This window comes from Cyanobacteria bacterium FACHB-DQ100 (genome assembly GCA_014695195.1).
Taxonomy (GTDB): Bacteria; Cyanobacteriota; Cyanobacteriia; order Leptolyngbyales; family Leptolyngbyaceae; genus Leptolyngbya.
In genome coordinates, this window is the sequence record JACJNW010000039.1 from 151,747 (window position 1) to 174,656 (window position 22,910).

Genomic DNA, 22,910 nt, shown 5'->3' on the forward strand with positions numbered 1-22,910 from the left:
ATTCAAGAGTGCGCGTCTCTACATCATGAATTCTGAACCCACAATCATCGATCCAGTGCCTTCATCGGTGAAGATTTCGAGCAATAGCGAATGCGGCATCCGTCCATCGACAATGTGTGCCGCTTTCACCCCTTGTGCTAGCGATCGTACACAACAATTCACCTTCGGAATCATTCCCCCCGAAACGACCCCTTCATCGATTAGTTTTCGTGCCTTCTGGATGTCGAGACGCGGAATCAGCGTAGACGGGTCTTTGTAGTCGCGCAGAATGCCTGCGGTATCGGTGAGCAAAATTAATTTCTCAGCGCCCAATGCTGCTGCAATCTCACCCGCAACCGTATCAGCATTAATGTTATATGCTTGTCCGAATTCATCGGCTGACACACTCGAAACGACGGGAATATGACCATCTTTCACTAGCGTTTCGAGAATCTGAGGATTCACCCGTGTCACTTCTCCGACAAAGCCAATCCCTTCTTCGTCACTCGGACGCGCTTCAAACAGTCCGCCATCTTTGCCGCACAATCCTACAGCAGAACCCCCCGCTTGATTGATCAGCGCCACAATTTCTTTGTTAACGCGACCAACTAACACCATTTCCACGACATCCATTGTGGGGGCATCGGTGACACGCAAGCCATTCTTGAACTGAGCTTCGATGCCTAATTTATCCAGCCATGAGTTGATCTCAGGCCCACCGCCATGTACCAGAATCGGACGCAGCCCCACACACGCCATAAACACTACATCGCGAATCACTTTTTCTTTGAGGGTGCTGTCCTTCATTGCTGCACCGCCGTATTTCACCACGATCGTGCGGCCACTGAACTGCTGAATGTAGGGGAGGGCTTCGCTGAGAATACGGACACGAGTTTCTGCCGAGTTGTCGTGAGATTCGCTGGGGTTGAGCATGGAACCAATCTTAAAGTGCAACTATTCTGATTTACGATCGCGTACTTTAACACCCGCAGATCGTGATCTAGATTACCTTTTGGTACAACTTAATCTTTTTTTGCTTAAAGCTGCCGCATGACTTGAGGCAAGAAGGCGGGCGGAAGTTGCGATAGGGCTTGGGTTTGTCCCTGAATTCCTTCTCGCTCATAGATAGCTTTAACGATTTGACTAAATTGCGCGATCGCACTCGATTGAAAGTCGGGATGAGTTCCCCAGCCTTGAGCGGCATAAACTTGATGCCGGAGTGCGTGGTGTAAAAACTTCGTGCGCTCTGCAAGCTCTAATTCACACTGGGTATCGATCGCGGTTTGATAATAGGCAAGCCCGATATGGTGATGGGTGGCAGAAATGTCAAAGCTCAAAGGCGGCGCGTGATCGGTACTGGCAGCAGCAAGATATTGCACTGCACTGAGAGCTTCTTGATAGGCATCGATCGCGCACAGCAGGTAGATTGATCGCTCTTCGCTCTGCGTCGATTCTTGACTCGCAAGATGCCAGTAAGCCGTGCCGAGGTTATTTTGCGTAGCAGCATAAGCAAGCGGGGCAGCTTCAAGGGTGCGATAAATCAAAGCAACCCGATAGGCACCGATCGCTAACTGTAAAAACTCTTCTGCTTTTGCGAGTGCTTCTACCGCTTGTTCACAGCGCGATAGGTTCCAATACGCAGTGCCGAGATTGTTTTGCAGCATCGCATAATGAAGCGGTTCCTGCTCTGGTGTGTAGTAACGGAGCGCTTCGTTGTAGGCATCAACTGCAGATTGCAGATTGAGCATTGGGGATTGATGCTGCGCTAAGTTCCAAAATGCGGTGCCTAAGTTATTCTGGGTGGCAGCGTAGCGAGCGGGGTCAGTTTCAAACGATCGATACTGAATCGAAGCTTGATACGCCATGACTGCGGCTCGCAAATTCTCTTCCGGTGATTGCTGACTCGCTAGATCGCTGTACACAGAACCCAGATTATTCTGAATCATTGCGTAGGTTTGCGGCTGAATCTCCGGACTCGTGCGATCGAGGGCAAACTGATACGCTTTCAGCGCTTTCTCCAAATTCGTAACCGCTGAACCACTGCCGCTTCGCGCTTTGATCCAGTACAAATTGGCAATGTCGTTGAGCAGGTCGGGCACTTCGTCCGATTTCATATCGACCAGCTTCAGCGCTTGCTCATAAGCGCGAATCACGATCGTTAAAGATTGAGCCGCAGGACGACTCGGATCGAGACGATCGCGATACCAGTCTCCGAGTTGGCGATACAGGGCTGCGATCGCGTCCGCAGACGATCGCGCTTGATGCAACTCTTCGATCTGGTGCAGAATTCGCAGGGGTTCTGTATCAGGATGATTGGATTCTAGAACCTGAGCCAGTGCCGTTTGATCGTCGAGATCGATCGTCTGCATCACCGCTGCCAGCACAAAGTCTGTCAGATCAGAATCGAGCTTAAATTTGCGGTAGCCGTTCGATGTTCCGCTGGTGCTTGGCGGCGTGAGATTTTGCCCGAATGGATCACCTTCAAACTCAAATAAACCCGTGTGCCACTGCCAGAATTCAGGTGCAGATTGTTGAATGGCTCGACACCAAGGGCGCGTGACCCACAAAACCAGATTGAAGTCTAGCGTTGGGATTTGCTGAGCGATCGTCGAGAGCGAGTTCAAGAAGATGCGCTGAATATAAACAGATTGACGGGTTAAGCGATCGATGCCCGTCACTTGAACACTCAGCGTGCCGATTCTGGCTGCAGGCTGCTGCTGAATCTGTTCGAGAACATCAGGATTGTCTAAATTCAGCCCAAAACTGGTAAAGCAGGTCGTGCTACCGTTCTGGAGCGGGTCGGTTGTAATGTCCGCTTCAAGCTGAGCCGCAAACTGATTCCGCAGCGCGCTATCATCACAAACGGCAATCAAAACCTGCCGACGCAGATTCAGACTCAACGCCAGCCGTAAGCGGACATAGATCTGTTGGTTCAGGGTTGATGAACCTGGAGAGATGATCTCAGTCACAGGAATTTCTTGGGCGGAGTGACGATCGACAGCCGACATCAGCATTATCAAAGAGCGCCTGTCAAGCGCAGTATAAACGAGATACTGATTTCTTCGTCGAGTTTGGGTGATGCTCAGGATAAAACTGAGGCGGATGCAAAGATAGAATTCCTCAAATCTTCACGAAAAAACCAGGTAACTCATTCGATCAAGCGACCTGGCTCATTCAGATTACTGTAACGCAAGCTTTTTCGACTGTCTTAGGAAACGGCGATCGCGACAGCCATCAAACCACCAATCAAAATCGCGCCGCCAATCGCCAGAAAGATGTAGTTGCGCTTTTGGTTTTGGGTCGGCGGTTCTGCCTCGTACATCTTCGGCTCGATCGCAAAATTATTCAGCAAGCCACCCTCTTCCTTGACGTATCGCATGAGCAAATTTTCCCGTAGTGTTTTGTTAACTTTAACAAGCTGAGGGTAACTGCTCTCAATCTTAGGTATGAAAATTTAATATTTTGAGCGGCTCATTCCTTCAGCGTTTTTAGCAGAGTGGTTGGACGAGCGGCTTGCACGTTGGTGTACAGGTGTGGGTAATGCACAAAAATATAGTGCTCGTATTCGTACCAGTGCATATCACTCTTTTCTTGGTTACACAGTTGACAAATCACCCACAAATTATGGAAATTCATCGATAACCAAGGATATTGAGCGCGTGGCAGTTTGTGATCGATCGTTTTGCCGCCTCTGGTATTGAATTTGCGATCGCAAATGGGACAGTACAGATCCGAGTGTTCGTGTACCCAGTCACGGCTTGCTTGAGTCGTGCCGCATTCGTAGTCGCCATTGATGTACCGCCAGTAGTCGAATTTGCAGTAATTTTCAAAATCCTGTGCAGTGAGCTTGTGATATCGCTTTTTACCTATTTTGTCTGCTTGCTTGAATAATGCTTCTAGATTTTGATCTTCCACAGCATTTCTCACTAGGATTTGAGAGTTTTATAGGTTTTCTGGTTTGACTTCCTGCGGGATTTTTTTGAGAAGTCGATCGATTCAATTTCTGTATCTGGAAATTGTCGATCGATTTCGTCTGAAATTTCGTTTACGATTTCGGATAACTCTTGATTAAATGCTGCGATCTCTTGGGTGGTTTGATATTTATTGCCGATGCGATCGCACCCATCAAACACAAAACCTGAGCCAAAGCACTATGTCTTCGACTCAGGTTCATCTAAATCAAAAAGAAATTAAGCGTTTATTCTGCCCGTCATGGGAGAACTGGCGCTCGCGTAGGCTTTCACCGGAATTCTGCCCGCTTGATATGCCAACCGTCCGGCAACCGTGGCAAGATTCATCGCCTGTGCCATTGCTGCGGGATTTGCGGCTTGTGCGATCGCGGTATTAATCAATAGCGCATCGGCTCCCATTTCCATCGCTTGCGCCGCTTCGCTTGGTGTCCCGATTCCGGCATCGACGACCACCGGAATTTTCGCATTCTCGATAATGATTTGAATATTAGCGGTGTTGCGAATGCCTTGACCAGAGCCGATCGGCGATCCTAACGGCATCACAGTGGCACATCCGGCTTCTTCGAGCCGCTTTGCCAAGAGTGGATCAGCATTGATGTAAGGGAGAACCGCAAAGCCTTCTTTTACCAACTGTTCAGCCGCTTCGAGAGTGCCGATCGGATCAGGCAAAAGATACTTCGTGTCGGGAATCACTTCGAGCTTGACGAAATTATTGTCTTCTTGTCCCAAAAGCTTCGCCATTTCTCGCCCCAATCTTGCCACGCGGATTGCGTCTTCTGCGGTCTGACAGCCTGCGGTATTTGGCAACATCCAAATTTTGCTCCAGTCGATCGCTTCTGCGAGTCCTTCATGTCCCGGTGCATTCGTTTGCACTCGTCGGACTGCAACCGTGACGATTCCACAGCCACTCGCTGCAATACTCTGACGCATTTCATCAAAATTGCGATATTTTCCAGTGCCCGTCATCAGGCGAGAGTGGAATTTACGCCCCGCAATGATCAAATCATCGTCTAAGGATTTTTCTAGGGGCTTGTCTAAAGTTTGCATATCTTGTCGCCTCGATCGCGTACTGGTTGCGGATTTTCATTATGCCGAAAATCGCACCTCCCCAACCTTGAGAAATTGCGAATTCTACGCTAATGATTTTTCTCTTGGTCGATCGCGATTTGAATGTCCTGTATGTTTTGCATTTCTAATTGAATCGTGACCAATGAAACGGTTGGAGCCGAGAATCATTTCCAGTAAGAACGAATTGCGCGATCGCGCTTGCTGTCACCGGAGCCATTAAGATTCCGTTGCGATAATGTCCGGTTGCAAGCGTTAAATTTGCATACGGACTTGAACCTAGTATTGGCAGTTCATCCGGTGTCGCCGGACGAAAACCATACCAAGTTTCTTCTAGTGTAAAGTGCTGAATCGGAGGATAAAGACGAATGGCATTGGAGAGTAATTGGTGAACACCGATCGCCGTATTTCCTGGCTGAAATCCCACATTCTCGCTGGTTGCACCGATCACAATTCGTCCATCCTGGCGCGGCACAATGTAAGATTCTTCGCCGAATAGAACTTTTTGGAGCGGTAAATTTTCGGGATGGGGAACCCGCACCGATAGCATTTGTCCTTTTCGGGGAAACACCGGAATCGGTAATAGCTCCTGTGACCAGGCTCCGGTTGCCAGAATGTAGAGATCGGCTTTCCAACTGCCTTGATTGGTTTCGAGATGCGTAATATTTGAGTCCCCCGCAAACCGCTCAACGTGAATCCCCGTTCTGACTTCAATTCCTAATTCTTGTGCCGCCATCCACAGCACTTTTGCTAACGCCCGATTATCCACTTGAGCATCTTCGGGAAACCAGTAGCCGCCGAGGACTTCATCACTTAGATCTGGCTGATGGGTGAGTAGAGTGCTGCGATCGAGCCAATTGCCCGCTTCAGAATACTCATATCGCGGCGCTAAAATCCCGCAGGCCCAATAGCCCGCATTTAAACCCGTGAGCGATTCTAATTTGTGAATCCAATCCGGATAAAGAGCGCGGCTCTCCAAACACAGATCCAGCATTGGACTCGGTGGAATTTCTTCAGCTTGGGGTGCAAGCATTCCGGCGGCGGCGTGAGTTGCCGCTTCTGCAAAATCGCGACACAAAACCGTAACTGCCGCGCCGCGTGACTTTAGCTCGATCGCGATCGCAACTCCGATAATTCCTCCCCCAATCACTATAATCTCACGACAATTCATGGACGTTACCAAGCGCCTTGAACTACCGGAGGTACGGGTCGAGTTGAAGCTCCCGCAGGTAAACCAGAACCCGTACCGTTACCAGAATTGTCGGCAACATTATCTGACCCTGAACCTGGAGTATTCAGATCTCCTGTTCCCGTGCTTGGATTCAACTCTGCAACACCAACCCGCGATGCGTTGAAATCGTTAATCGGCAAACGATCGGGCGGAGTTTGGGCAAAGGCTTGATCCTGAGCCTGATTTTGATTGAGTTGATTGTTGGAATTTGGATTCAATTGATTATTAGATTGATTGCCAGATGAGAAAGTCGCGGCTGCTCTAGCAATCAACAACAGAGCAAGCCCGATGAGTACAGCACCGGTGAGTCTTCCATTCTGATTCATAATCGCTATCTCATAAAGTTCTCATGTTAAAAATCCCGATCGTGCCCGGAAAATAGCCTCCCGTAAAGTGTAGCTTTTTACGCTTCGGGTTTCCACTCGATCGCATCGGTCTGTCCCCAAAATCCCCCATATTTCGTGACGTGAACATCTCCTAAAACGCGCACTTGGCAGGCGAGACGGCGAGATTTTTCTGGATTGTGCGGTGGGAGGGAAAGTCTCGCGTTCTCGCGCCACTCCATCTCTGAGACGGCTCCCTCAATTTCGATCGCACAAGTGCCACAAGTGCCAATCCCGCGACAGTTAATCACGGTTGCGTTACCGTTATGCAAATTAATCCCATTTCTAATCAAAACTCGACGTAAATTTTCACCGAATTCACATTCGATCGTTTTTCCCTGAGCTGTAATCTCTGGCATTCCTCAACTCTCTATCATTACGATTTACAAACAACGATCGCCGCTATTCGCTGATCTCTTTCACAATTAAGAGACTGTCTTCATTTCCTACAATAAAGCTTTACCACAGAGTCACTCGCATCATGGCTCCTATTTTTTTGTCGATCTATGATACAACGCTACGAGATGGCGCTCAGCGTGAAGGGATTTCGTTTTCTGTCGAAGATAAGATTCGCATCGCTCGTGAATTGGATCGCTTAGGGATTCCGTTCATCGAAGGCGGTTGGCCCGGAGCAAATCCCAAAGACGTGCAGTTCTTCTGGCATCTGAAAGAGCAACCCCTCAGCCAAGCCGAAATCGTTGCCTTTTGCTTCACTCGTCGTCCGGGCAAAACTGCCGCAACCGATCCGATGTTGCAACCGATTCTCGCTGCCGGAACCAAGTGGATCACGATCGTTGGAAAATCCTGGGATTTGCACGTGACTGAAGGACTGCAAACCACGCTCGATGAGAATTTGGCGATGATCGAAGACACGATCGCTTATCTTCGACAGCACGATCGCCGCATTATCTACGATGCCGAACACTGGTTCGATGGCTACAAACATAATCCAGCATACGCGCTGAAGACCTTGCAAAGCGCGATCGCAGCAGGCGCAGAATGGATTACCCTGTGTGACACCAACGGCGGCACCCTACCGCACGAAATTGCTCAGACTCTGCGTGAAGTCAGAAGCGCGATCTCACCTGTAAACATTGGCATTCATACCCACAATGACTGTGAACTTGCAGTCGCAAACACGATCGCCGCAGTTAGTGCAGGCGCAACCCTGATCCAAGGCACAATCAACGGCTACGGGGAGCGCTGTGGCAATGCGAATCTTTGCTCTGTGATTCCAAATCTGCAACTGAAACTCGGTTATCAATGCTTACCGTCCGAGAAATTAGCGACCCTGACGCAAGTCAGCCGCATTGTCAGCGAAGTTGCTAACCTCGCACCCGATGATCATGCACCGTTCGTCGGATTGTCTGCATTTGCCCACAAAGGAGGACTCCACGTTTCAGCCGTGCAGCGCAATCCGATCACCTATGAACAGATGTCGCCTGAGCTAGTGGGCAACAGTCGGCGGATTGTAATTTCCGAACAATCAGGAATCAGTAACATTCTGGCAAAAGCCCGATCGCTCGGCTTCAACCTCGACAAACACGATCCAACCTGTCGCCAAATTCTCGAATCGCTCAAACATCTTGAGCAAGATGGCTATCAGTTTGAAGCCGCAGAAGCGAGCTTTGAACTACTAATTCGAGAAGCCTTAGGAGAGAGAATGGCTCCCTTTGAAGTGCGAGGTTTTCAGGTGCATTACGACATGATGCCTGAATCCGCTCCCTCTCGCAGCTACTGCGGACGAGCGCGATCGCTTGCCACCGTGAAAGTAGCAATCCGAGGACAAGAAATTCTCGAAGCCGCAGAAGGCAATGGCCCAGTGTCAGCGTTAGATGCTGCCCTACGTAAAGCGTTAGTTAATCTCTATTCTGAGATCGATAGCTTTTATCTGACAGACTATAAGGTGAGAATTTTAGATGGAACGGCTGGAACTTCAGCCAAAACCCGTGTGTTAGTCGAATCCAGTAATGGCATCGATCGCTGGGCAACGGTTGGAGTCTCCGGTAATATCTTAGAGGCATCCTACCAAGCAGTCGTCGAAAGCCTAGAATATGGGCTACTGCTGCGATACCGTCAACCCACTGTGCAGCACTCAAACATACGGAAAACCGACGCTGCACATTGTCCTGATTCTGCATTATGATTTTGGATATAGTAAATGTTGCGATCGTCTTGTCATGAATTGAAAGAAATACGCTAACATTAGAAGCTGGAACAGCGATGCACTCTCGGAAACAGACACTCCCAAGGTGAACTCTACACAGGGAAATGTCTTCTGGTTGCCCCCGCGAAACATTTGCACAATTCAATTTACTCAATTTACAACTTAGCTTTGGTAGATGAATGGTATGAACCTACAGGTCGCCCATCCAATGGAAAAATTGCAGCGTCAAGTTCAAAAATTAGTAGACTCGAAGCTGCTCAAGCCCACAGATAGTCTTTGGAAGATTGCGCTGCTCTACGGTGACGATTGGAGCTACTGGAAGCAAGAACTCGAAGCCTTTGAGTTTTCAATGAAAGATCCCGTCAGCGAGCTGTTAGCCGTTGACAGTTGGGAAGAAGATTAAGCCTCGATCGCTGTTCTATGCGATCTGTGATTGGGACTTCCTGAGCATCCAACGAGTTCAATTCATGGGGCACTCAGATAGGAGACTGATTCAAAAGGCAATCTTCCTGGCGGAAGAACCACGGGAAACACTGTCTACTTCAAGCTAGACCTGTTCTTTCAACCTTCTACCAAGGAAGATTGCTCCAAAACCAGTCAAGTACATTAAAAGACTATAAACGGCAGCAGGCACTGCCATATCAGGATTGTTCAGCAGTCCGGCAGTAATGGCGATCGCAAGCGTTCCGTTCTGAATGCCGACTTCGATCGCGATGCAAATCTGTTGCGCCAATGGCAGTCGAAATAGCTTTCCCGCAAAAAATCCGCCCAGCGTGGCGAACAGATTCAGCAGCACAACCCCGATTCCCACCTGCGCAATAAATCCCGGCAGCTTGCTGCCTTCGCGCACGAGCAGCAGCACGATAATCAATGCTAATAGACTGACCGCAAGGCGGCTCATTTGCTTTTCCAAACGGTTTGCAGTGCGGGGAAACCGGTGGCGAATTCCCATGCCGATCGCAGTAGGCAACGGCTTTCGGGTCGCGAGTAATCCGCCGAAAATCTTCTGGAACTAGACTTAGCCCCATCCCTAACATGACAACACCCAGCGCTAGGGGTAACAAAACGGCAGTAAAAAGATTCGCTTCCACGGGCGATCCTCCTAGCCTGCATGATCAATTTCAGGTCAAACTCGATCGAGCCTGCCTGATATTGCTTGTTACTATCTCAACGGATCGAGATTAGGACGGACCTTAGCACGAATTGCGATCGCGCTCACATTATCGTGTCCGTTGTGTTGATTTGCCAAATCAATCAAGCGGCTGACGCTTTGATCCAGATTGCTTTGCGAACTGAGCATAGGTTCAATGTGACTCTGCGAATAGGCTTCTAGCAAGCTGTTATCGGTTAAGCCATCGGACGCAAGCAGCAGCACGGCATCTTCATTAATTTCAAAAAACTGCACATCAGGATTAACAAAATACTCATCACGCGGACCTAACGCTTGCGTCAGTTGATAAGCATCCGGGCGACCATACGCAATCTCAGGATCGACTCCGCGCAAAATCTCGCGCTGCCCGACTTCATGATCCAGCGTGATTTGCTCCAGTCCCAATTTGCGAGTGTAGCGATACAGGCGACTATCGCCAACGTGTGCTACTGCCACTTCTGTATCGTGCAGCAATAACATCACCAGCGTCGTCCCCATTCTGCCACTGCCCGATCGCAGCCCTTCTTGGTTGACCGTGTAAATCGCTTTGTTTGCCTGCTGAATGGCGTTGCGAATCACTTCCGCAGACGGTAACTGTGCTGGATGCTTACCTTGATCGATGTCGCACCAATACTGTCGAAAGAAGGTTCGCAGCGCGTCTACTGCCATTTGACTTGCGACTTCTCCGCTCGCATGTCCGCCCATGCCGTCGCAGAGAATGTATACCCCCCGCGCCTGCACGATTCTGCTAACCGGGGTCTGCACCTTGTCGATCTGCGTATCAATCCCGAAACAATCTTCATTGTGGTCGCGCTGTCGTCCAATGTCAGTCCGTCCCGCATCTTCTAAGCTAAATAGCTGCATCGGCAGAACGATGGTTGGCATATCGTCCTGATCAGCGCTCGATTCACCGATGAGCGTCACGGGCATTTCTGAAGGTTCTGCGGTAGAAGAATCCTGGAGAAAATCTACGGGGGAGTGGGGGTCAGACATGATCTCAGAGTCAGTAAAGTCGGCTTGGGTATTGTGCGCGATCGCTTTGAGCCGCGATCGGAGGTGATCAAGAGTCAAAATCGATTCGGTCTGGAGATCGGCGATCAACTCATGTAAGGATGCCGACTGAGTTTGACGCAGTTGAGAGAGCAGGGTTTGCCAAAGTGTACCCAAATGTTTGAGGGTGGGCGCAGTTACGGACTCAGGGATCAGGTGTTCTAAACACAGCAGTTGGTCTTCATCGAGTCGCAGATTGTAAGGTTCTAATAGACTCTGGCACAGGTGATAGGGTTCCAAGGCTTCCCACAGGTCGAGCATTTCGTAGAACCAGTGGAGAATTTGGAGTGTGGGAACGCTGCGGCTGGTTTTGAAAAAGTTGCTCAGCATGGTGTAGTGCGATCGTTCTTCAAGAACCAGGATGTCTTGCGCTCCGTCCTGCCACGCATTGAAGAGCAACGGCAAGATCTGATTGAGGTAAGGCTCTAACTCCAGATAAGGCAAGGCGCTTGCTGGCGGCGTATCGATGATTGCAGGTTTGAGGGGGTTGCGATCGAGGACTTGCAGCAGGGGAGTAGGCGATTGCAGAATTTGATAGCGCTGTTCAGCATCGAGATAATCGGCACTTGGCTGGAAGGGTTGGGACATCCACACCGATCGGATTGTGCCTGTGAAGGTCTTGCAGTTTGCACATTGATAGGCGCTCCAATCAACTTGCTTACCACAATTTGGATTTGGACAAGGCTTATCCACGAGCGAAGTGCCGCACACCTGACAAAACTTATGGTGTTCTGGATTCTCAAATTGGCATTGAGGGCAGACCAGCATTCACAATTCCTCAGTTCCCGATCGGGAAGGTTTTTTCAATCTGACGCAGATTTCGCAATGACGCTTCTCTGATGCTTCGCAATTTTAGCCGATCCTTTGAATTCTGTTTGATCAATAAGAAATGGTAGGTTATCTCTCCATCCTTTGAATTCCTAACTTCTACCTTACTCCTCTAAAATATATCTAGCTTTTTCACAGGCGTATTGTTTTCATGACTACTGCTGCTCCTGCTAAAACTCAGTACGAAGCGATTATCGGACTGGAAACTCACTGTCAGTTGAACACTGAGACGAAGATTTTTTCGGATAGCTCAACTCAGTTCACGAGCGATCCGAACGTTCATATCGATCCGGTTTGCATGGGAATGCCGGGGGTCTTGCCTGTTCTGAATCAGAAAGTATTGGAATATGCGGTGAAGGCGGGACTTGCGCTTAATTGCCAAATTGCGCCCTACAGCAAGTTCGATCGCAAACAGTATTTCTATCCAGACTTGCCGAAGAATTATCAAATTTCTCAGTATGATTTGCCGATCGCAGAACATGGCTGGCTGGAAATCGAAATTACCGACGATAAAGGGAAGCCGTTGCTCGATGAAAACGGCAAAGCGAGAACGAAGCGCATCGGCATCACGCGCCTGCATATGGAAGAAGATGCCGGAAAACTGGTGCATGGAGGCAGCGATCGTTTAGCCGGATCAACTTACTCGCTGGTAGATTACAACCGCGCCGGGGTTCCTCTGTGTGAGATTGTGTCCGAACCGGATATGCGAACCGGACAAGAAGCTGCCGAATATGCTCAAGAATTGCGCCGGATCATGTTGTATTTGGGTGTGAGCGACGGCAATATGCAGGAAGGATCGCTGCGCTGCGATGTCAACGTTTCGGTGCGCCCGGTGGGACAAGAAGAATTCGGCGTAAAAGTCGAAATCAAAAATATGAACTCGTTTAGCGCAATCCAAAAAGCGATCGACCACGAAATCGAGCGGCAAATTGCGGCGATCGAGAACGGCGAGAAAATCGTGCAGGAAACACGTCTTTGGGAAGAGGGGTCACAACGCACGATTAGTATGCGGGTGAAAGAAGGATCGAGCGATTATCGCTACTTCCCTGAACCGGATTTAGGGCCGATCGAAGTGTCTTCTGAGCAATTAGAAGAATGGCGATCGCAGTTGCCCGAATTGCCGTACCAAAAGCGTCACCGCTACGAGGAAGAGTTGGGGCTTTCGGCTTACGATGCGCGAGTTCTTACAGACGATCGCGCCATTGCTGAATACTTTGAAGCGACGATCGTTGCGAAAGCCAACCCGAAACTGGCAGCGAACTGGATCATGGGTGATATCAGCGCTTATTTGAACAATTCGCGTAAGAGCATTACCGATCTTGCACTCAAGCCCGAAACGCTCGCCGAACTGATTGGACTAATCGAAGACGGCACGATCAGCAACAAAATCGGCAAAGATGTGCTGCCAGAATTGCTGGAGACGGGCGGATCGGCAAAAGAACTGATTGAGAAGAAAGGCTTGATTCAGATCTCGGATGTGGGTGCGATCGAGGCAGCGATCGATGCCGTTCTTGCGGCGAATCCGAATGAATTAGAGCAGTATCGCGGCGGTAAAACGAAGCTGCTTGGCTTCTTTGTAGGCAAGGTGATGAAGGAGACTGGAGGACGGGCAGACCCCAAACTCACCAATCAATTGCTGGCGAAGAAGTTGAACGGTTAAAGAGGGGGGCTGGGCGATTTTGCTCAGCCCGTTTTCTATGATCATGAAGGCTTCATTCTGGTTAATGCCGATCGAGCGCGATCACAGCCTCTACCAATCCCTAATCACCAATCTCGCGCACCGCTACAACGCACCAATTTTTCAACCGCACGTCACCCTCTACAGTGGTGAGTGTGAGCGCGATCGAGTCTCCGAATTTCTCAAAAGCCAGTCCAGCTTCGAGATCAGGTTAGAAATCGATCGCATCCAATATTCTGAACAATTCACCAAAACGCTATTCATTCAGCTTGTTTCGACGCCCGAACTGAATCAACTCAGCGATGAGATTCAGCGATTTTTTGGCGGGTCGTATTCCCTTGATCCCCACTTGAGTTTGATTTACGCTCCTTTATCTGAAGCGGAGAAGCGATCTCTCGTTGAGCAAATCCAACTGAGCGATCGAGGGATTCGCTTCGATCGAATTTGCGCGATCGAAACTCCGACCAAAACCCAAACCTGCGAAGATGTCGAGGCTTGGCGGAAAATTGATTAATTACAAGCGCTTGCGGCGTGTACGCTTCGGCATGGAGAGATTGCGCGACGCATGAAAATCTTCCTGAACCTTGTGCGTCAAACGGCGAGAAACCTGGCGTACCACTTGGCGGAGAATGCGATCTCCCGTATTGCGAACCAGCGAATCGGGAAGCGCATGAATAAATCGCGGAAACTGAATTGCCACCTGCAAATCAAGCTGCCATTGAATTTGAGTCATTCTTAGCGTAGGGTTGCTCTGGCTTGGATGCTCAATTAAATTCATCGCCGCTTGAAAATCAACCTCGTAGCCAAGCGGGGCTTCATTTGGAACGGGAACGGTTTCAATCCGGTAAATGCCTTCCTGCTGCGGCAGTAAATCCAACCCGATCTTCGGTTCAACATCATACCCGAATGCCCCGAAATGCCCGATAATCAGCGCATAGCTGTTTCGTCCGATCGGCTCGACGTGCATTGGATGAGCACAGCGATGAAACCACTCCTGATGCACATCAAGATACCGCGCCACCGTTCGGGCATCGGCATTCATCTCCATTGAGTCGATAAAGCGGCTGGAAAAAATCATCGGCTCATGCAGCAGCATTTCAGTTCCGTGGGCAGGATGCGACGGCGCTCCACTTGCGCCTGCGGCATCGGTGGAACGGGTGAAGTTAGGATTAGCGAAGTCCGAAGAATCGGTTGGTTGCGATTGCATTCACTCTCTTCCGGTTGCCGTTGGTCAAGGTCAAGGTTCCCTAAAGGATACAGATAGGCTTCAACTTCAGCATGAGGATTACTGAAAGTTCATTGAATCGATATGTCTCTCAAATGTCGCGGAAGTGGTCAGATCAAAACTTTGTATTTCTATTTACAAAAGTTAAAAGTGCTTTCGTCTTGTATCTTACTGCGAGCGCCAAGAATCTGCAAAGGATCGCCAAAGATTTAGGACAAGTCGATCGTCAGCATTTCTTTCTTGCGCCCGATGTAAAGCAAAAAAGAACCAATGAAAACTGTAGAGATTCTGATTAGGGATGACGTATGAAAGCATTTGTAGCAGGTGCAACGGGCGAAACCGGACGACGAATTGTGCAGCAGTTAGTCGATCGTGGGATTGCGGTGCGAGCGTTGGTGCGAAATCTGGAAACGGCGCGATCGATTTTGCCGACTGAAGTAGAACTGGTTCAAGGAGATGTTTTACAGGGATCACAGTTGATCGGCGCAATGGGCGATTCTACGGTCGTTTTCTGTGCAACGGGGGCAAAACCGAGCTTTGACCCCACGCAGCCCTACAAGGTCGATTATGAAGGGACAAAAAATTTAGTCGATGCCGCAAAAGCAAAAGGAATCGAGCAGTTTGTTTTAGTAACTTCGCTTTGCACCTCGCAACTCTTTCATCCGTTGAATTTGTTCTGGCTGATTCTGGTGTGGAAAAAGCAGGCAGAGGAATATCTGCAAAAGAGCGGATTAACTTATACGATCGTTCGTCCCGGTGGATTAAAAAACGAAGAAAACGAGAACGCGATCGTCATGTCTTCTGCCGATACGCTTTCTGAAGGTAGTATTCCGCGCATTAAGGTTGCTCAAGTTTGCGTTGAGTCCGTCTTTCAACCCAGCGCCCGCAATAAAATCGTTGAAATCGTCGCGAAACCAGAAGCCCCTCAGCAACCTTTCGAGACGCTCTTCACTGGAGTAGCTTGAGCATCTAGCAGTGCAGTTGGGAAGACTGGGGTTAATTATTCTATCCCCAGCCTTTATGTCAGCTCCATCCATTGAGCAACTTAAGCACGGCGACATACCGTTTGTTGCCGCGAACCAGTCTGGAATCATTGTCGAGATCAATGCTCATTTTGAAACAGTGTTCGGTTGGACTCCGGCGGAGATTATTGGCCAGCCTTTAAGCGTACTGCTCCCCGCTTTTTTTCGTGATGCTCACCATCTAGGGTTTGCCCGATTTTCTGCGACTGGAAATTCAACGGTTCTAAATCATCCGCTCAATCTTAAAGCTGTTACCAAAGACGATCGCGAAATCGAATCCGAACACTTCATCATCGCAGAACGGCGGGGTGAGGAATGGCTATTCGCAGCAACTCTACGTCCACTTGAGCCGCGCTAATGCTCGATATAAATCCGTTGGTGAATCAACTGAGGGCAACGCTCAGCACAATGGAAGTGGCTTTGGGCGCAGTTGAGGACTGCATTATTTGGATCGATGCTCAGGGACGGGTCAAATGGTGCAATGCTGCCTTTGATCGCTTCCTAAACCGCCCGCATGTTTTGGTTGTCGGACTGACGCTGTGGGATCATTTGCCCTTAATCTTGGATGGACAAGTGATTCCCATTGAGAAGCATCCAGCAACGATCGCGCTTTCCACTCGAACGAAGGGGAGACAGTGTTATGACTTCAAGCGTGAGCATGAAACTCTCATTCTGGAAATTACCTGGTCGTATGTGCATCTCGGGGAGATCGAAACAGAGTCGAATGCCGTTTTAGTGTTGCGAAACGTCACTAGGCAGGTACAAGCAGAGCGAAACTTGCACCAAGTTAATCAAACGTTAGAGCAGCAGGTCGAACAACGAACGCAGCAGCTCAGTGAGGCAAACGATCGCTTACGCTCAGAATCAACTCAACTGCAAGCTTTGCTGAAAGAACTGAGGCAAACCCAAGCAGAACTGATTCAAGCGGAAAAGATGTCGAGTTTGGGGCAAATGGTGGCGGGCATTGCTCATGAAATCAATAACCCAGTGAGCTTTATTCATGGCAATCTCACATTTGTCGAAACGTATGCAGAAGATTTACTCAGGCTGCTGTCGGTTTACGAGCAACACTGCACAAATCCGCATCCTGACGTGCTTCATGTTGCGAAAGAGATTGACTTGGGGTTTCTCAAACTTGACTTTCTACAAATTGTGCAGTCGATGCAAGAGGGTACCGAGCGTATCCGGCAGATTGTGGTATCGCTTCGCAATTTCGCAAGGTTAGACGAGGCTGAGCTAAAGTCTGCGGTGGATTTGCATGACGGGTTAGAAAATACCTTGATGATTTTGCAGCACCGTTTGAAGAGTCATCCGCAGATCAAGGTGATTCGCAATTATGGGGAGTTACCTCTAATCGAGTGTTATGCGGGTCAACTGAATCAGGTCTTTTTGAATCTGTTATCAAATGCGATCGATGCTCTAAGCTCAAACGCTGCCGCACCACAATTCATTCAGATTCAGACGACGAACATTGATGCAGATTGGGTACAAATTGAGATTTCAGACACAGGGACAGGAATGAGCGAAGCGGTGCGATCGCAAATCTTCAATCCGTTTTTCACGACCAAACCCGTGGGTGAGGGAACGGGAATGGGATTAGCCATCAGCTATCAGATTGTCACCAAAAATCACGGCGGCAAGATTGAGTGTTTGCAGCTTGAATCTGGGACTAAGTTTGTGGTGCAGTTGCCTTGTTCTCAGACTTAAGGCAAGAAGCGATCGAGCGCGGCTTTGAGTTCTTCGATTTCAGCATCGATATTGCCTTCTTGAGCAGCACGCGCAACACACTGCGACAAATGCTCATCCAAAATCATCCGGGCAACTCGATCAAGTGCACCACGCACCGCAGCAACTTGGATCAACACATCTGGGCAGGGTCGATCGTCTTGTACCATCGTTTTGATCCCACGAATATGTCCTTCGATGCGGGAGAGGCGATTGATCACACGCCGCACAGATTCTTCACTATGAACGTGCGGATGAGTTGGATCATGCTCATGATGCTCGTGGTTCGGGAGTGGTTCAAGGTCGCGAGGTAAATCAGAAGTAGCCATCGTGTGCGATCGTGCGAAGGGGTGCTACTGATTTTAGTGCTTTATCAGCTGAGGTGTGGAGAATGGTGTGAAATCTCTACCAAGCCGAGTTTTGTTTTCACCCGTAGGATAGGAATAATGGCTACACAAGTGGCTAGAGACAGTTTTACGGATGATGACTTATGCAACGCTTTCAGGTCTCAAATCAGTTCCGCCGACTTCAGTTTGCGATCGTCACGATTGCGATGTTATTTGGCTTGATCTCCTTTCCGCAGTTGGCTTCAGCAGAACCGACGATCGCGCAAGCTCCAAAAGCGATCGAGCGTGGGAGCTTTGTGGCAGAAGCGGTTCAGAAGGTGGGCGCGGCAGTGGTGAGAATCGATACGGAAAAAACGGTGACGCGACGGGCAGACCCAATGTTCGATGATCCAATGTTCCGGCGATTTTTTGGGGAGGATTTTTCGACCGTACCGCGATCGGAAACCTTGCGCGGTCAGGGATCAGGATTTGTGATCGACAAAAGCGGCATCATCTTGACGAATTCTCATGTGGTCAATGGTGCAGATAAAGTGACGGTGACGCTAAAAGATGGGCGCGTGTTTGAAGGCAAGGTGCGCGGTTTTGATGAAGTGACAGATTTGGCGGTTGTCAAAGTTGACGGCAAAGATCTGCCGATTGCATCGCTGGCAGATTCCGATCAGGTACAGGTGGGCGACTGGGCGATCGCGGTTGGCAACCCGCTCGGGCTGGATAACACGGTGACGCTAGGAATTGTGAGTACGCTGCATCGATCGAGCGCTCAAGTGGGTTTAAGCGATAAGCGCTTGGACTTTTTGCAGACGGATGCGGCGATCAATCCGGGGAATTCGGGTGGGCCGTTGTTAAACGATTGGGGTGAAGTGATCGGAATTAACACCGCAATTCGGGCAGATGCAATGGGAATTGGATTTGCGATTCCGATTAATAAAGCGAAGTTGATTAAAGATGCGTTAGCGCGGGGTGAAAAAATTCCACATCCGTATCTGGGCGTTCAGATGACGACTTTAACTCCTGAAATTGCGCGGCAAAACAACACCGATCCGAATTCTGCGTTTGAAGTACCAGAAGTGAATGGTGTGATTGTGGTGCGAGTGTTGCCGAACTCGCCTGCTGCGATCGCGGGTATCCGTCGGGGAGATGTGATTACTTCGATCGATGATCGATCGATTACTAAGGCAGAACAGCTTCAAGAACTGGTGGAAAATACCAAGCTGGGTCAGACGTTAAAGATGCAGATTCAACGAAATGGACAGGTGCAACAGTTAGCGGTGAAGCCTGCGGAATTGCAGGATGCAAGCTAAGGGATTGTATTGGTCGATGAAGTCCAAGCTTTATTCGGGAAGTAGATAGAAACATTCGGTGTAATGCTCTTTCAGAGGATGCGATCGATCGTTTTCCGTCTACTTCCCGATCTTGGCAGTTTGGGCTAAAGACATTCTGCATCACTGCTCATTTTTGTCTCAAAGCCAAAAATGGGCATTCTGCTAAGAAACTAACCCCCAGAAGTCGCTTTAGCTAAGGAATGGATCGGAGTTGCACTCGACTCAACCACAAGAGTGGCTCCAAGTTGCTGGGCTTTGCGTTGGAGCTGTCGCAATGCCCGTTAATGCCAGCCTGAGAGCCATCAGCTAGTCCGCGTCATTGGCAGCACACTGCTCGCCGCAGGAGCGATCGTGGGTCTTATTCACGGGCGATTTTTGATGGTCTTGTCTCAAGCCAAATAAGGTGGAGATTTCAAGCACTCCCACTCAACGTGCGATCGCTTCAGCTTGCTCAATCCGTCTCGGCACTTCATACGTCCAAAAATCTGAAGCGAGTTCAGTATTCGGAAAGATAGCGCGGGCTTCAGCTAGAAGATCTTGAAGCTGAACTGGATTTCCGGGTGCGTATCTGGGGCTGAAGTGCGTCATGATCAGCGTTTTAACTTGTGCGAGTAAGGCAGTTTGCGCCGCCATTGTCGAGGTGGAATGCAGCCTTTGAAACGCCATTTCTGCGTCCTGATGGGCAAAGGTGGCTTCGTGAATCAGTACATCGGCATCTCGCGCCAAGTCGATCGCGCTTTCACAAAAGACGGTATCGGTACAGTAAGCTATTTTGCGACCGATCTCGGTTTCACCACAGAGGGTTTTGCCGTCGATCGTGCGTCCATCGGGTAATATGACGCTTTCTCCCCGCTTCAATTTTCCATAGAGAGGGCCAGACGGAATCCCTAATTCTTTCGCCAGTTCTGCCTTAAAGTGTCCTGGACGGTCTTTCTCAGCCACACGATACCCAAATGCGGGAACGCGATGCTTGAGCAAGCTGCAAGTGACCGTAAATTCTTCATCCTCAAACACCAAACCGGGACTCACCGGATGAAACTTTACCGGATACGAGAAATGCGTCTGTGAGTAGCGCTTACAGGCTTTGAGATATTGGTCTAATTCAGGTGGGCCGTAAATATCGATTTGCTCTGGATTTCCCGCGAGTCCGCAGCTTGCCAGCAGCCCCATCAACCCGAAAATGTGATCGCCGTGAACGTGAGTCACAAAAATTCGGCGTATTTGACTCACTCGTAAATCGCTTCGCAAGAATTGATGTTGCGTTCCTTCGCCACAGTCAAACAGCCACACTTCAGCGCGTTGCGGCAATCGAAGCGCGATCGCAGAAACATTGCGCGATCGAGTGGGAACCCCAGAACTTGTTCCCAAAAATGTGATCTGCAAAGTTAACCCACCTGAACTCAATACACTACCTTCATACTGCCACAGGAATTTGCACGAGACCGAGCGGATCAATCAGAAATCTCAACCAAGTAGAATGAGTTCAAAGTCTGCGATGCTGTGATGATGAAAGAATTTACGATCGGTGAAAAAGTCCGCCTTGTCTCTTTACCGCCCTATCTAAAAACGGCTGAGCCGATGCCGATGCTGCGTCCGGCGGATCTTTTGCAGGTTGGGGACGAAGGAACCGTTCTCGATCGACGACCCGGCGGATATTGGGGGGTTCGGTTTGGCAAGGGCGCATTCTTGCTAGACGATCAGTATCTAGAATCAATCTAGTTCACCGAAGCGGGCGCGATACTGCTGAAGGAGTCGTTCGATCTCTGCTTTTTGCTGTTCAGCTTGTTCTGCCCGTTGTCGCTCCTGTTCTGCTCGTTGGCTAACTGCTGACTGATTTCAGCGAACGAAAGAAAGCGATTTCCGTCTGGACGCTACAACTCTAATTCTTCTGCTAAGTTGAAGCGAATGCCCAGGCGAGGACTAATCCAGCCGTTCATTTCTTCGATGCTGTCGAGTCCGGTATCCGACCGGTGCCATCCACTCAGTTCAATGCGGTCGGGGTCGTAAATGTAATACTCTTCAACGCCGTAGCGATCGTAAAACAGCAGTTTGCGAGCGGTGCAAACGGTGTTGTTGCCTTCGATCGGATACCACAACAAGTCACCTGTAACAAACACATTCGGCTCGTCTGCGAACAACCATTCTAGATTCTGTTCGATGACAACAATCCAGCGGAATTGCTTGGTATTATCTGCCACTGGCTTGCCATCGCTCGCCGGATAAAACACTTCAGAAGAAATCAGTGCTTGTTGCTGCGGTGTCATGCTGAACCTCCTGATTGCAACCGTTTCGCTTAATCTACCGTAGAACTATTGAACTATTCTGTAAGAACAAAAAATCCCGCTTCGGTTCAAGAAAGCGGGATGACAAATGAAGTGTCAGACGATCGGGTTAAACAGACTGCTTTTCTCTAGTCAGGAACTTCTCAAGCTCGGTTAGCGCATCGGCATCGACTTTGGTTTGCATCGGGCAGAATTTAGGACCACACATCGAGCAGAATTCTGCGGTCTTGTAGATATCGGCTGGTAGCGTTTCGTCGTGGTATTCTTTGGCGCGTTCTGGATCGAGCGAGAGTTCAAACTGTCGGTTCCAGTCAAAGTTGTACCGCGCTGCTGAGAGTTCGTCGTCGCGATCGCGTGCCCCTGGTCGGTGTCGTGCGATGTCGGCGGCGTGTGCTGCAATTTTGTAAGCAATCAAACCGTTGCGAACATCTTCTGCGTTCGGTAAGCCTAAATGCTCTTTTGGGGTGACGTAGCACAGCATTGCGGTGCCGTACCAGCCAGCCATCGCAGCCCCGATCGCTGAAGTGATGTGGTCATATCCTGGTGCAATGTCAGTTACGAGCGGGCCTAACACATAGAACGGTGCTTCGGAACACTCTTCCATTTGTTTGCGAACATTAAATTCGATTTGATCCATCGGAACGTGTCCGGGGCCTTCGACCATCACTTGGACATCATGTTCCCAAGCTCTACGAGTCAGTTGACCCAGGGTTTTGAGTTCTGAAAGTTGCGCTTCGTCGGAGGCATCGTGAGTACAACCCGGACGGAGAGAATCGCCTAAGCTGAAAGATACATCGTACTTCTTGAAGATTTCGATGATGTCGTCGAAGTGGGTATAGAGCGGATTTTGCTTGTGATGGTGCAGCATCCAACGGGCAATGATTCCGCCACCCCGCGAAACAATTCCAGTAATCCGAGAGCGCACAAGTGGCAGGTATTCGATCAGCAATCCAGCGTGAATCGTCATGTAATCGACCCCTTGCTGGGCGTGTTTCTCGATCACATGGAGGAAATCATCGGGGGTTAGACTTTCCAAATTGCCATGTACGCTTTCGAGAACTTGATAGATTGGCACAGTGCCGATCGGTACTGGAGAAGCGTTAATAATCGCCGTCCGAATTTCATCCAGGTTGCCGCCACCCGTGGACAAGTCCATTACGGTATCCGCGCCGTATTTCACTGCCAGATTGAGCTTGGCAATTTCTTCGCTCATATCAGAAGAATTCGGTGATGCGCCGAGATTGGCATTCACTTTGCACTTGGAAGCAATCCCGATCGCCATCGGTTCTAGATTTGGGTGATTGATATTCGCTGGAATGATCATCCGACCCCGCGCCACTTCATCGCGAATCAGTTCGATCGGGAGGTTTTCGCGCTGGGCGACATAGTGCATTTCCTCGGTGATTACACCTTTTCGGGCATAGTGCATCTGAGAGACGTTGCTCTGCCCGCGACGCTTGGCAATCCAATCTGTCCGCATAAATT

The 22,910-nt window shown here is 49.5% G+C and carries 22 protein-coding genes and 2 pseudogenes; 9 read left to right on the forward strand and 15 right to left on the reverse strand.

Features of this window, described 5'->3' with window-relative positions:
• Positions 1-18: 18 nt before the first annotated feature.
• The 8 genes from argB to H6F51_22805 form a co-directional block, all read right to left on the reverse strand.
• On the reverse strand, positions 19-912 hold the full coding sequence (gene argB, locus H6F51_22770) for an acetylglutamate kinase (protein ID MBD1825297.1): 894 nt from the start codon (positions 910-912) through the stop codon (positions 19-21).
• Positions 913-1,016: 104 nt separating this feature from the next.
• Positions 1,017-2,993: a tetratricopeptide repeat protein gene (locus H6F51_22775; GenBank protein ID MBD1825298.1), complete on the reverse strand. Its 1,977-nt coding sequence runs from the start codon at positions 2,991-2,993 to the stop codon at positions 1,017-1,019.
• 194 nt (positions 2,994-3,187) lie between these two features.
• Positions 3,188-3,358 carry a ssl1498 family light-harvesting-like protein gene (locus H6F51_22780; GenBank protein ID MBD1825299.1) on the reverse strand — a complete coding sequence of 57 codons (171 nt, stop codon included), beginning with the start codon at positions 3,356-3,358 and terminating at the stop codon, positions 3,188-3,190.
• 92 nt (positions 3,359-3,450) lie between these two features.
• Positions 3,451-3,906 (reverse strand): HNH endonuclease, encoded by a 456-nt coding sequence (locus H6F51_22785; protein ID MBD1825300.1) that lies wholly within the window; start codon positions 3,904-3,906, stop codon positions 3,451-3,453.
• Positions 3,907-4,169: 263 nt separating this feature from the next.
• Complete coding sequence (locus H6F51_22790) at positions 4,170-4,997, reverse strand: thiazole synthase (GenBank protein ID MBD1825301.1); 828 nt, start codon at positions 4,995-4,997, stop codon at positions 4,170-4,172.
• 145 nt (positions 4,998-5,142) lie between these two features.
• Positions 5,143-6,186: a glycine oxidase ThiO gene (thiO, locus tag H6F51_22795; GenBank protein ID MBD1825302.1), complete on the reverse strand. Its 1,044-nt coding sequence runs from the start codon at positions 6,184-6,186 to the stop codon at positions 5,143-5,145.
• 5 nt (positions 6,187-6,191) lie between these two features.
• Entirely contained in the window at positions 6,192-6,572 is a 381-nt protein-coding gene (locus H6F51_22800) for a hypothetical protein (GenBank protein ID MBD1825303.1), read from the reverse strand.
• Between the two features lie 77 nt (positions 6,573-6,649).
• Positions 6,650-6,988, reverse strand: a complete 339-nt coding sequence (locus H6F51_22805) for a 2Fe-2S iron-sulfur cluster binding domain-containing protein (protein ID MBD1825304.1) — start codon at positions 6,986-6,988, stop codon at positions 6,650-6,652.
• A 122-nt stretch (positions 6,989-7,110) separates the two neighbouring features.
• Here H6F51_22805 and cimA point away from each other — a divergent pair, with 122 nt between their 5' ends.
• On the forward strand, positions 7,111-8,775 hold the full coding sequence (gene cimA / locus H6F51_22810) for a citramalate synthase (GenBank protein ID MBD1825305.1): 1,665 nt from the start codon (positions 7,111-7,113) through the stop codon (positions 8,773-8,775).
• Between the two features lie 205 nt (positions 8,776-8,980).
• Positions 8,981-9,199 carry a DUF4327 family protein gene (locus H6F51_22815; GenBank protein MBD1825306.1) on the forward strand — a complete coding sequence of 73 codons (219 nt, stop codon included), beginning with the start codon at positions 8,981-8,983 and terminating at the stop codon, positions 9,197-9,199.
• Between the two features lie 144 nt (positions 9,200-9,343).
• Here the strand turns inward: H6F51_22815 and H6F51_22820 are convergent.
• Together H6F51_22820 and H6F51_22825 are read right to left on the reverse strand one after the other, a co-directional pair.
• Positions 9,344-9,887: pseudogene (locus tag H6F51_22820) on the reverse strand (hypothetical protein).
• Positions 9,888-9,958: 71 nt separating this feature from the next.
• Positions 9,959-11,764 carry a serine/threonine phosphatase gene (locus tag H6F51_22825; GenBank protein MBD1825307.1) on the reverse strand — a complete coding sequence of 602 codons (1,806 nt, stop codon included), beginning with the start codon at positions 11,762-11,764 and terminating at the stop codon, positions 9,959-9,961.
• A 211-nt stretch (positions 11,765-11,975) separates the two neighbouring features.
• Between H6F51_22825 and gatB the strand changes: the two genes are divergently transcribed.
• Both gatB and H6F51_22835 read left to right on the forward strand, forming a co-directional pair.
• Positions 11,976-13,484 (forward strand): Asp-tRNA(Asn)/Glu-tRNA(Gln) amidotransferase subunit GatB, encoded by a 1,509-nt coding sequence (gene gatB / locus H6F51_22830; protein ID MBD1825308.1) that lies wholly within the window; start codon positions 11,976-11,978, stop codon positions 13,482-13,484.
• A 43-nt stretch (positions 13,485-13,527) separates the two neighbouring features.
• Positions 13,528-14,016, forward strand: coding sequence for a cyclic phosphodiesterase-like protein (locus H6F51_22835; protein ID MBD1825309.1), 489 nt, complete (start codon positions 13,528-13,530; stop codon positions 14,014-14,016).
• Here H6F51_22835 and H6F51_22840 read toward each other — a convergent pair whose 3' ends face one another.
• The gene (locus H6F51_22840; protein MBD1825310.1) at positions 14,017-14,709 is read right to left on the reverse strand and encodes a DUF1997 domain-containing protein; all 693 of its coding nucleotides are present in this window, start codon (positions 14,707-14,709) and stop codon (positions 14,017-14,019) included.
• 323 nt (positions 14,710-15,032) lie between these two features.
• On the opposite strand from H6F51_22840, the gene H6F51_22845 reads away from it, so the two are divergent.
• From H6F51_22845 to H6F51_22855, 3 genes are read left to right on the forward strand one after another with little or no spacing between them, the layout of a single operon-like run.
• Positions 15,033-15,692, forward strand: a complete 660-nt coding sequence (locus H6F51_22845; protein MBD1825311.1) for an NAD(P)H-binding protein — start codon at positions 15,033-15,035, stop codon at positions 15,690-15,692.
• Positions 15,693-15,747: 55 nt separating this feature from the next.
• The gene (locus H6F51_22850) at positions 15,748-16,107 is read left to right on the forward strand and encodes a PAS domain-containing protein (GenBank protein ID MBD1825312.1); all 360 of its coding nucleotides are present in this window, start codon (positions 15,748-15,750) and stop codon (positions 16,105-16,107) included.
• A complete protein-coding gene (locus H6F51_22855; protein ID MBD1825313.1) occupies positions 16,107-17,456 on the forward strand; it encodes a GHKL domain-containing protein in 1,350 nt (449 codons plus the stop codon). The genes H6F51_22850 and H6F51_22855 overlap by 1 nt, the downstream gene beginning before the upstream one ends.
• Here the strand turns inward: H6F51_22855 and H6F51_22860 are convergent.
• Positions 17,453-17,803 carry a metal-sensitive transcriptional regulator gene (locus tag H6F51_22860; protein ID MBD1825314.1) on the reverse strand — a complete coding sequence of 117 codons (351 nt, stop codon included), beginning with the start codon at positions 17,801-17,803 and terminating at the stop codon, positions 17,453-17,455. The genes H6F51_22855 and H6F51_22860 overlap by 4 nt on opposite strands.
• 161 nt (positions 17,804-17,964) lie before the next feature.
• Here H6F51_22860 and H6F51_22865 point away from each other — a divergent pair, with 161 nt between their 5' ends.
• Entirely contained in the window at positions 17,965-19,122 is a 1,158-nt protein-coding gene (locus H6F51_22865; GenBank protein ID MBD1825315.1) for a trypsin-like peptidase domain-containing protein, read from the forward strand.
• 447 nt (positions 19,123-19,569) lie between these two features.
• On the opposite strand, the gene H6F51_22870 is transcribed toward H6F51_22865, so the two are convergent.
• Positions 19,570-20,526: a ribonuclease Z gene (locus H6F51_22870; protein MBD1825316.1), complete on the reverse strand. Its 957-nt coding sequence runs from the start codon at positions 20,524-20,526 to the stop codon at positions 19,570-19,572.
• A gap of 120 nt (positions 20,527-20,646) precedes the next feature.
• Here H6F51_22870 and H6F51_22875 point away from each other — a divergent pair, with 120 nt between their 5' ends.
• Complete coding sequence (locus H6F51_22875; protein MBD1825317.1) at positions 20,647-20,862, forward strand: DUF3148 domain-containing protein; 216 nt, start codon at positions 20,647-20,649, stop codon at positions 20,860-20,862.
• Here the strand turns inward: H6F51_22875 and H6F51_22880 are convergent.
• Both H6F51_22880 and thiC read right to left on the reverse strand, forming a co-directional pair.
• A pseudogene (locus tag H6F51_22880) lies at positions 20,854-21,407 on the reverse strand (hypothetical protein). The gene H6F51_22875 and the pseudogene H6F51_22880 overlap by 9 nt on opposite strands.
• Before the next feature lie 127 nt (positions 21,408-21,534).
• Entirely contained in the window at positions 21,535-22,905 is a 1,371-nt protein-coding gene (thiC, locus tag H6F51_22885) for a phosphomethylpyrimidine synthase (protein ID MBD1825318.1), read from the reverse strand.
• Positions 22,906-22,910 lie beyond the last annotated feature (5 nt).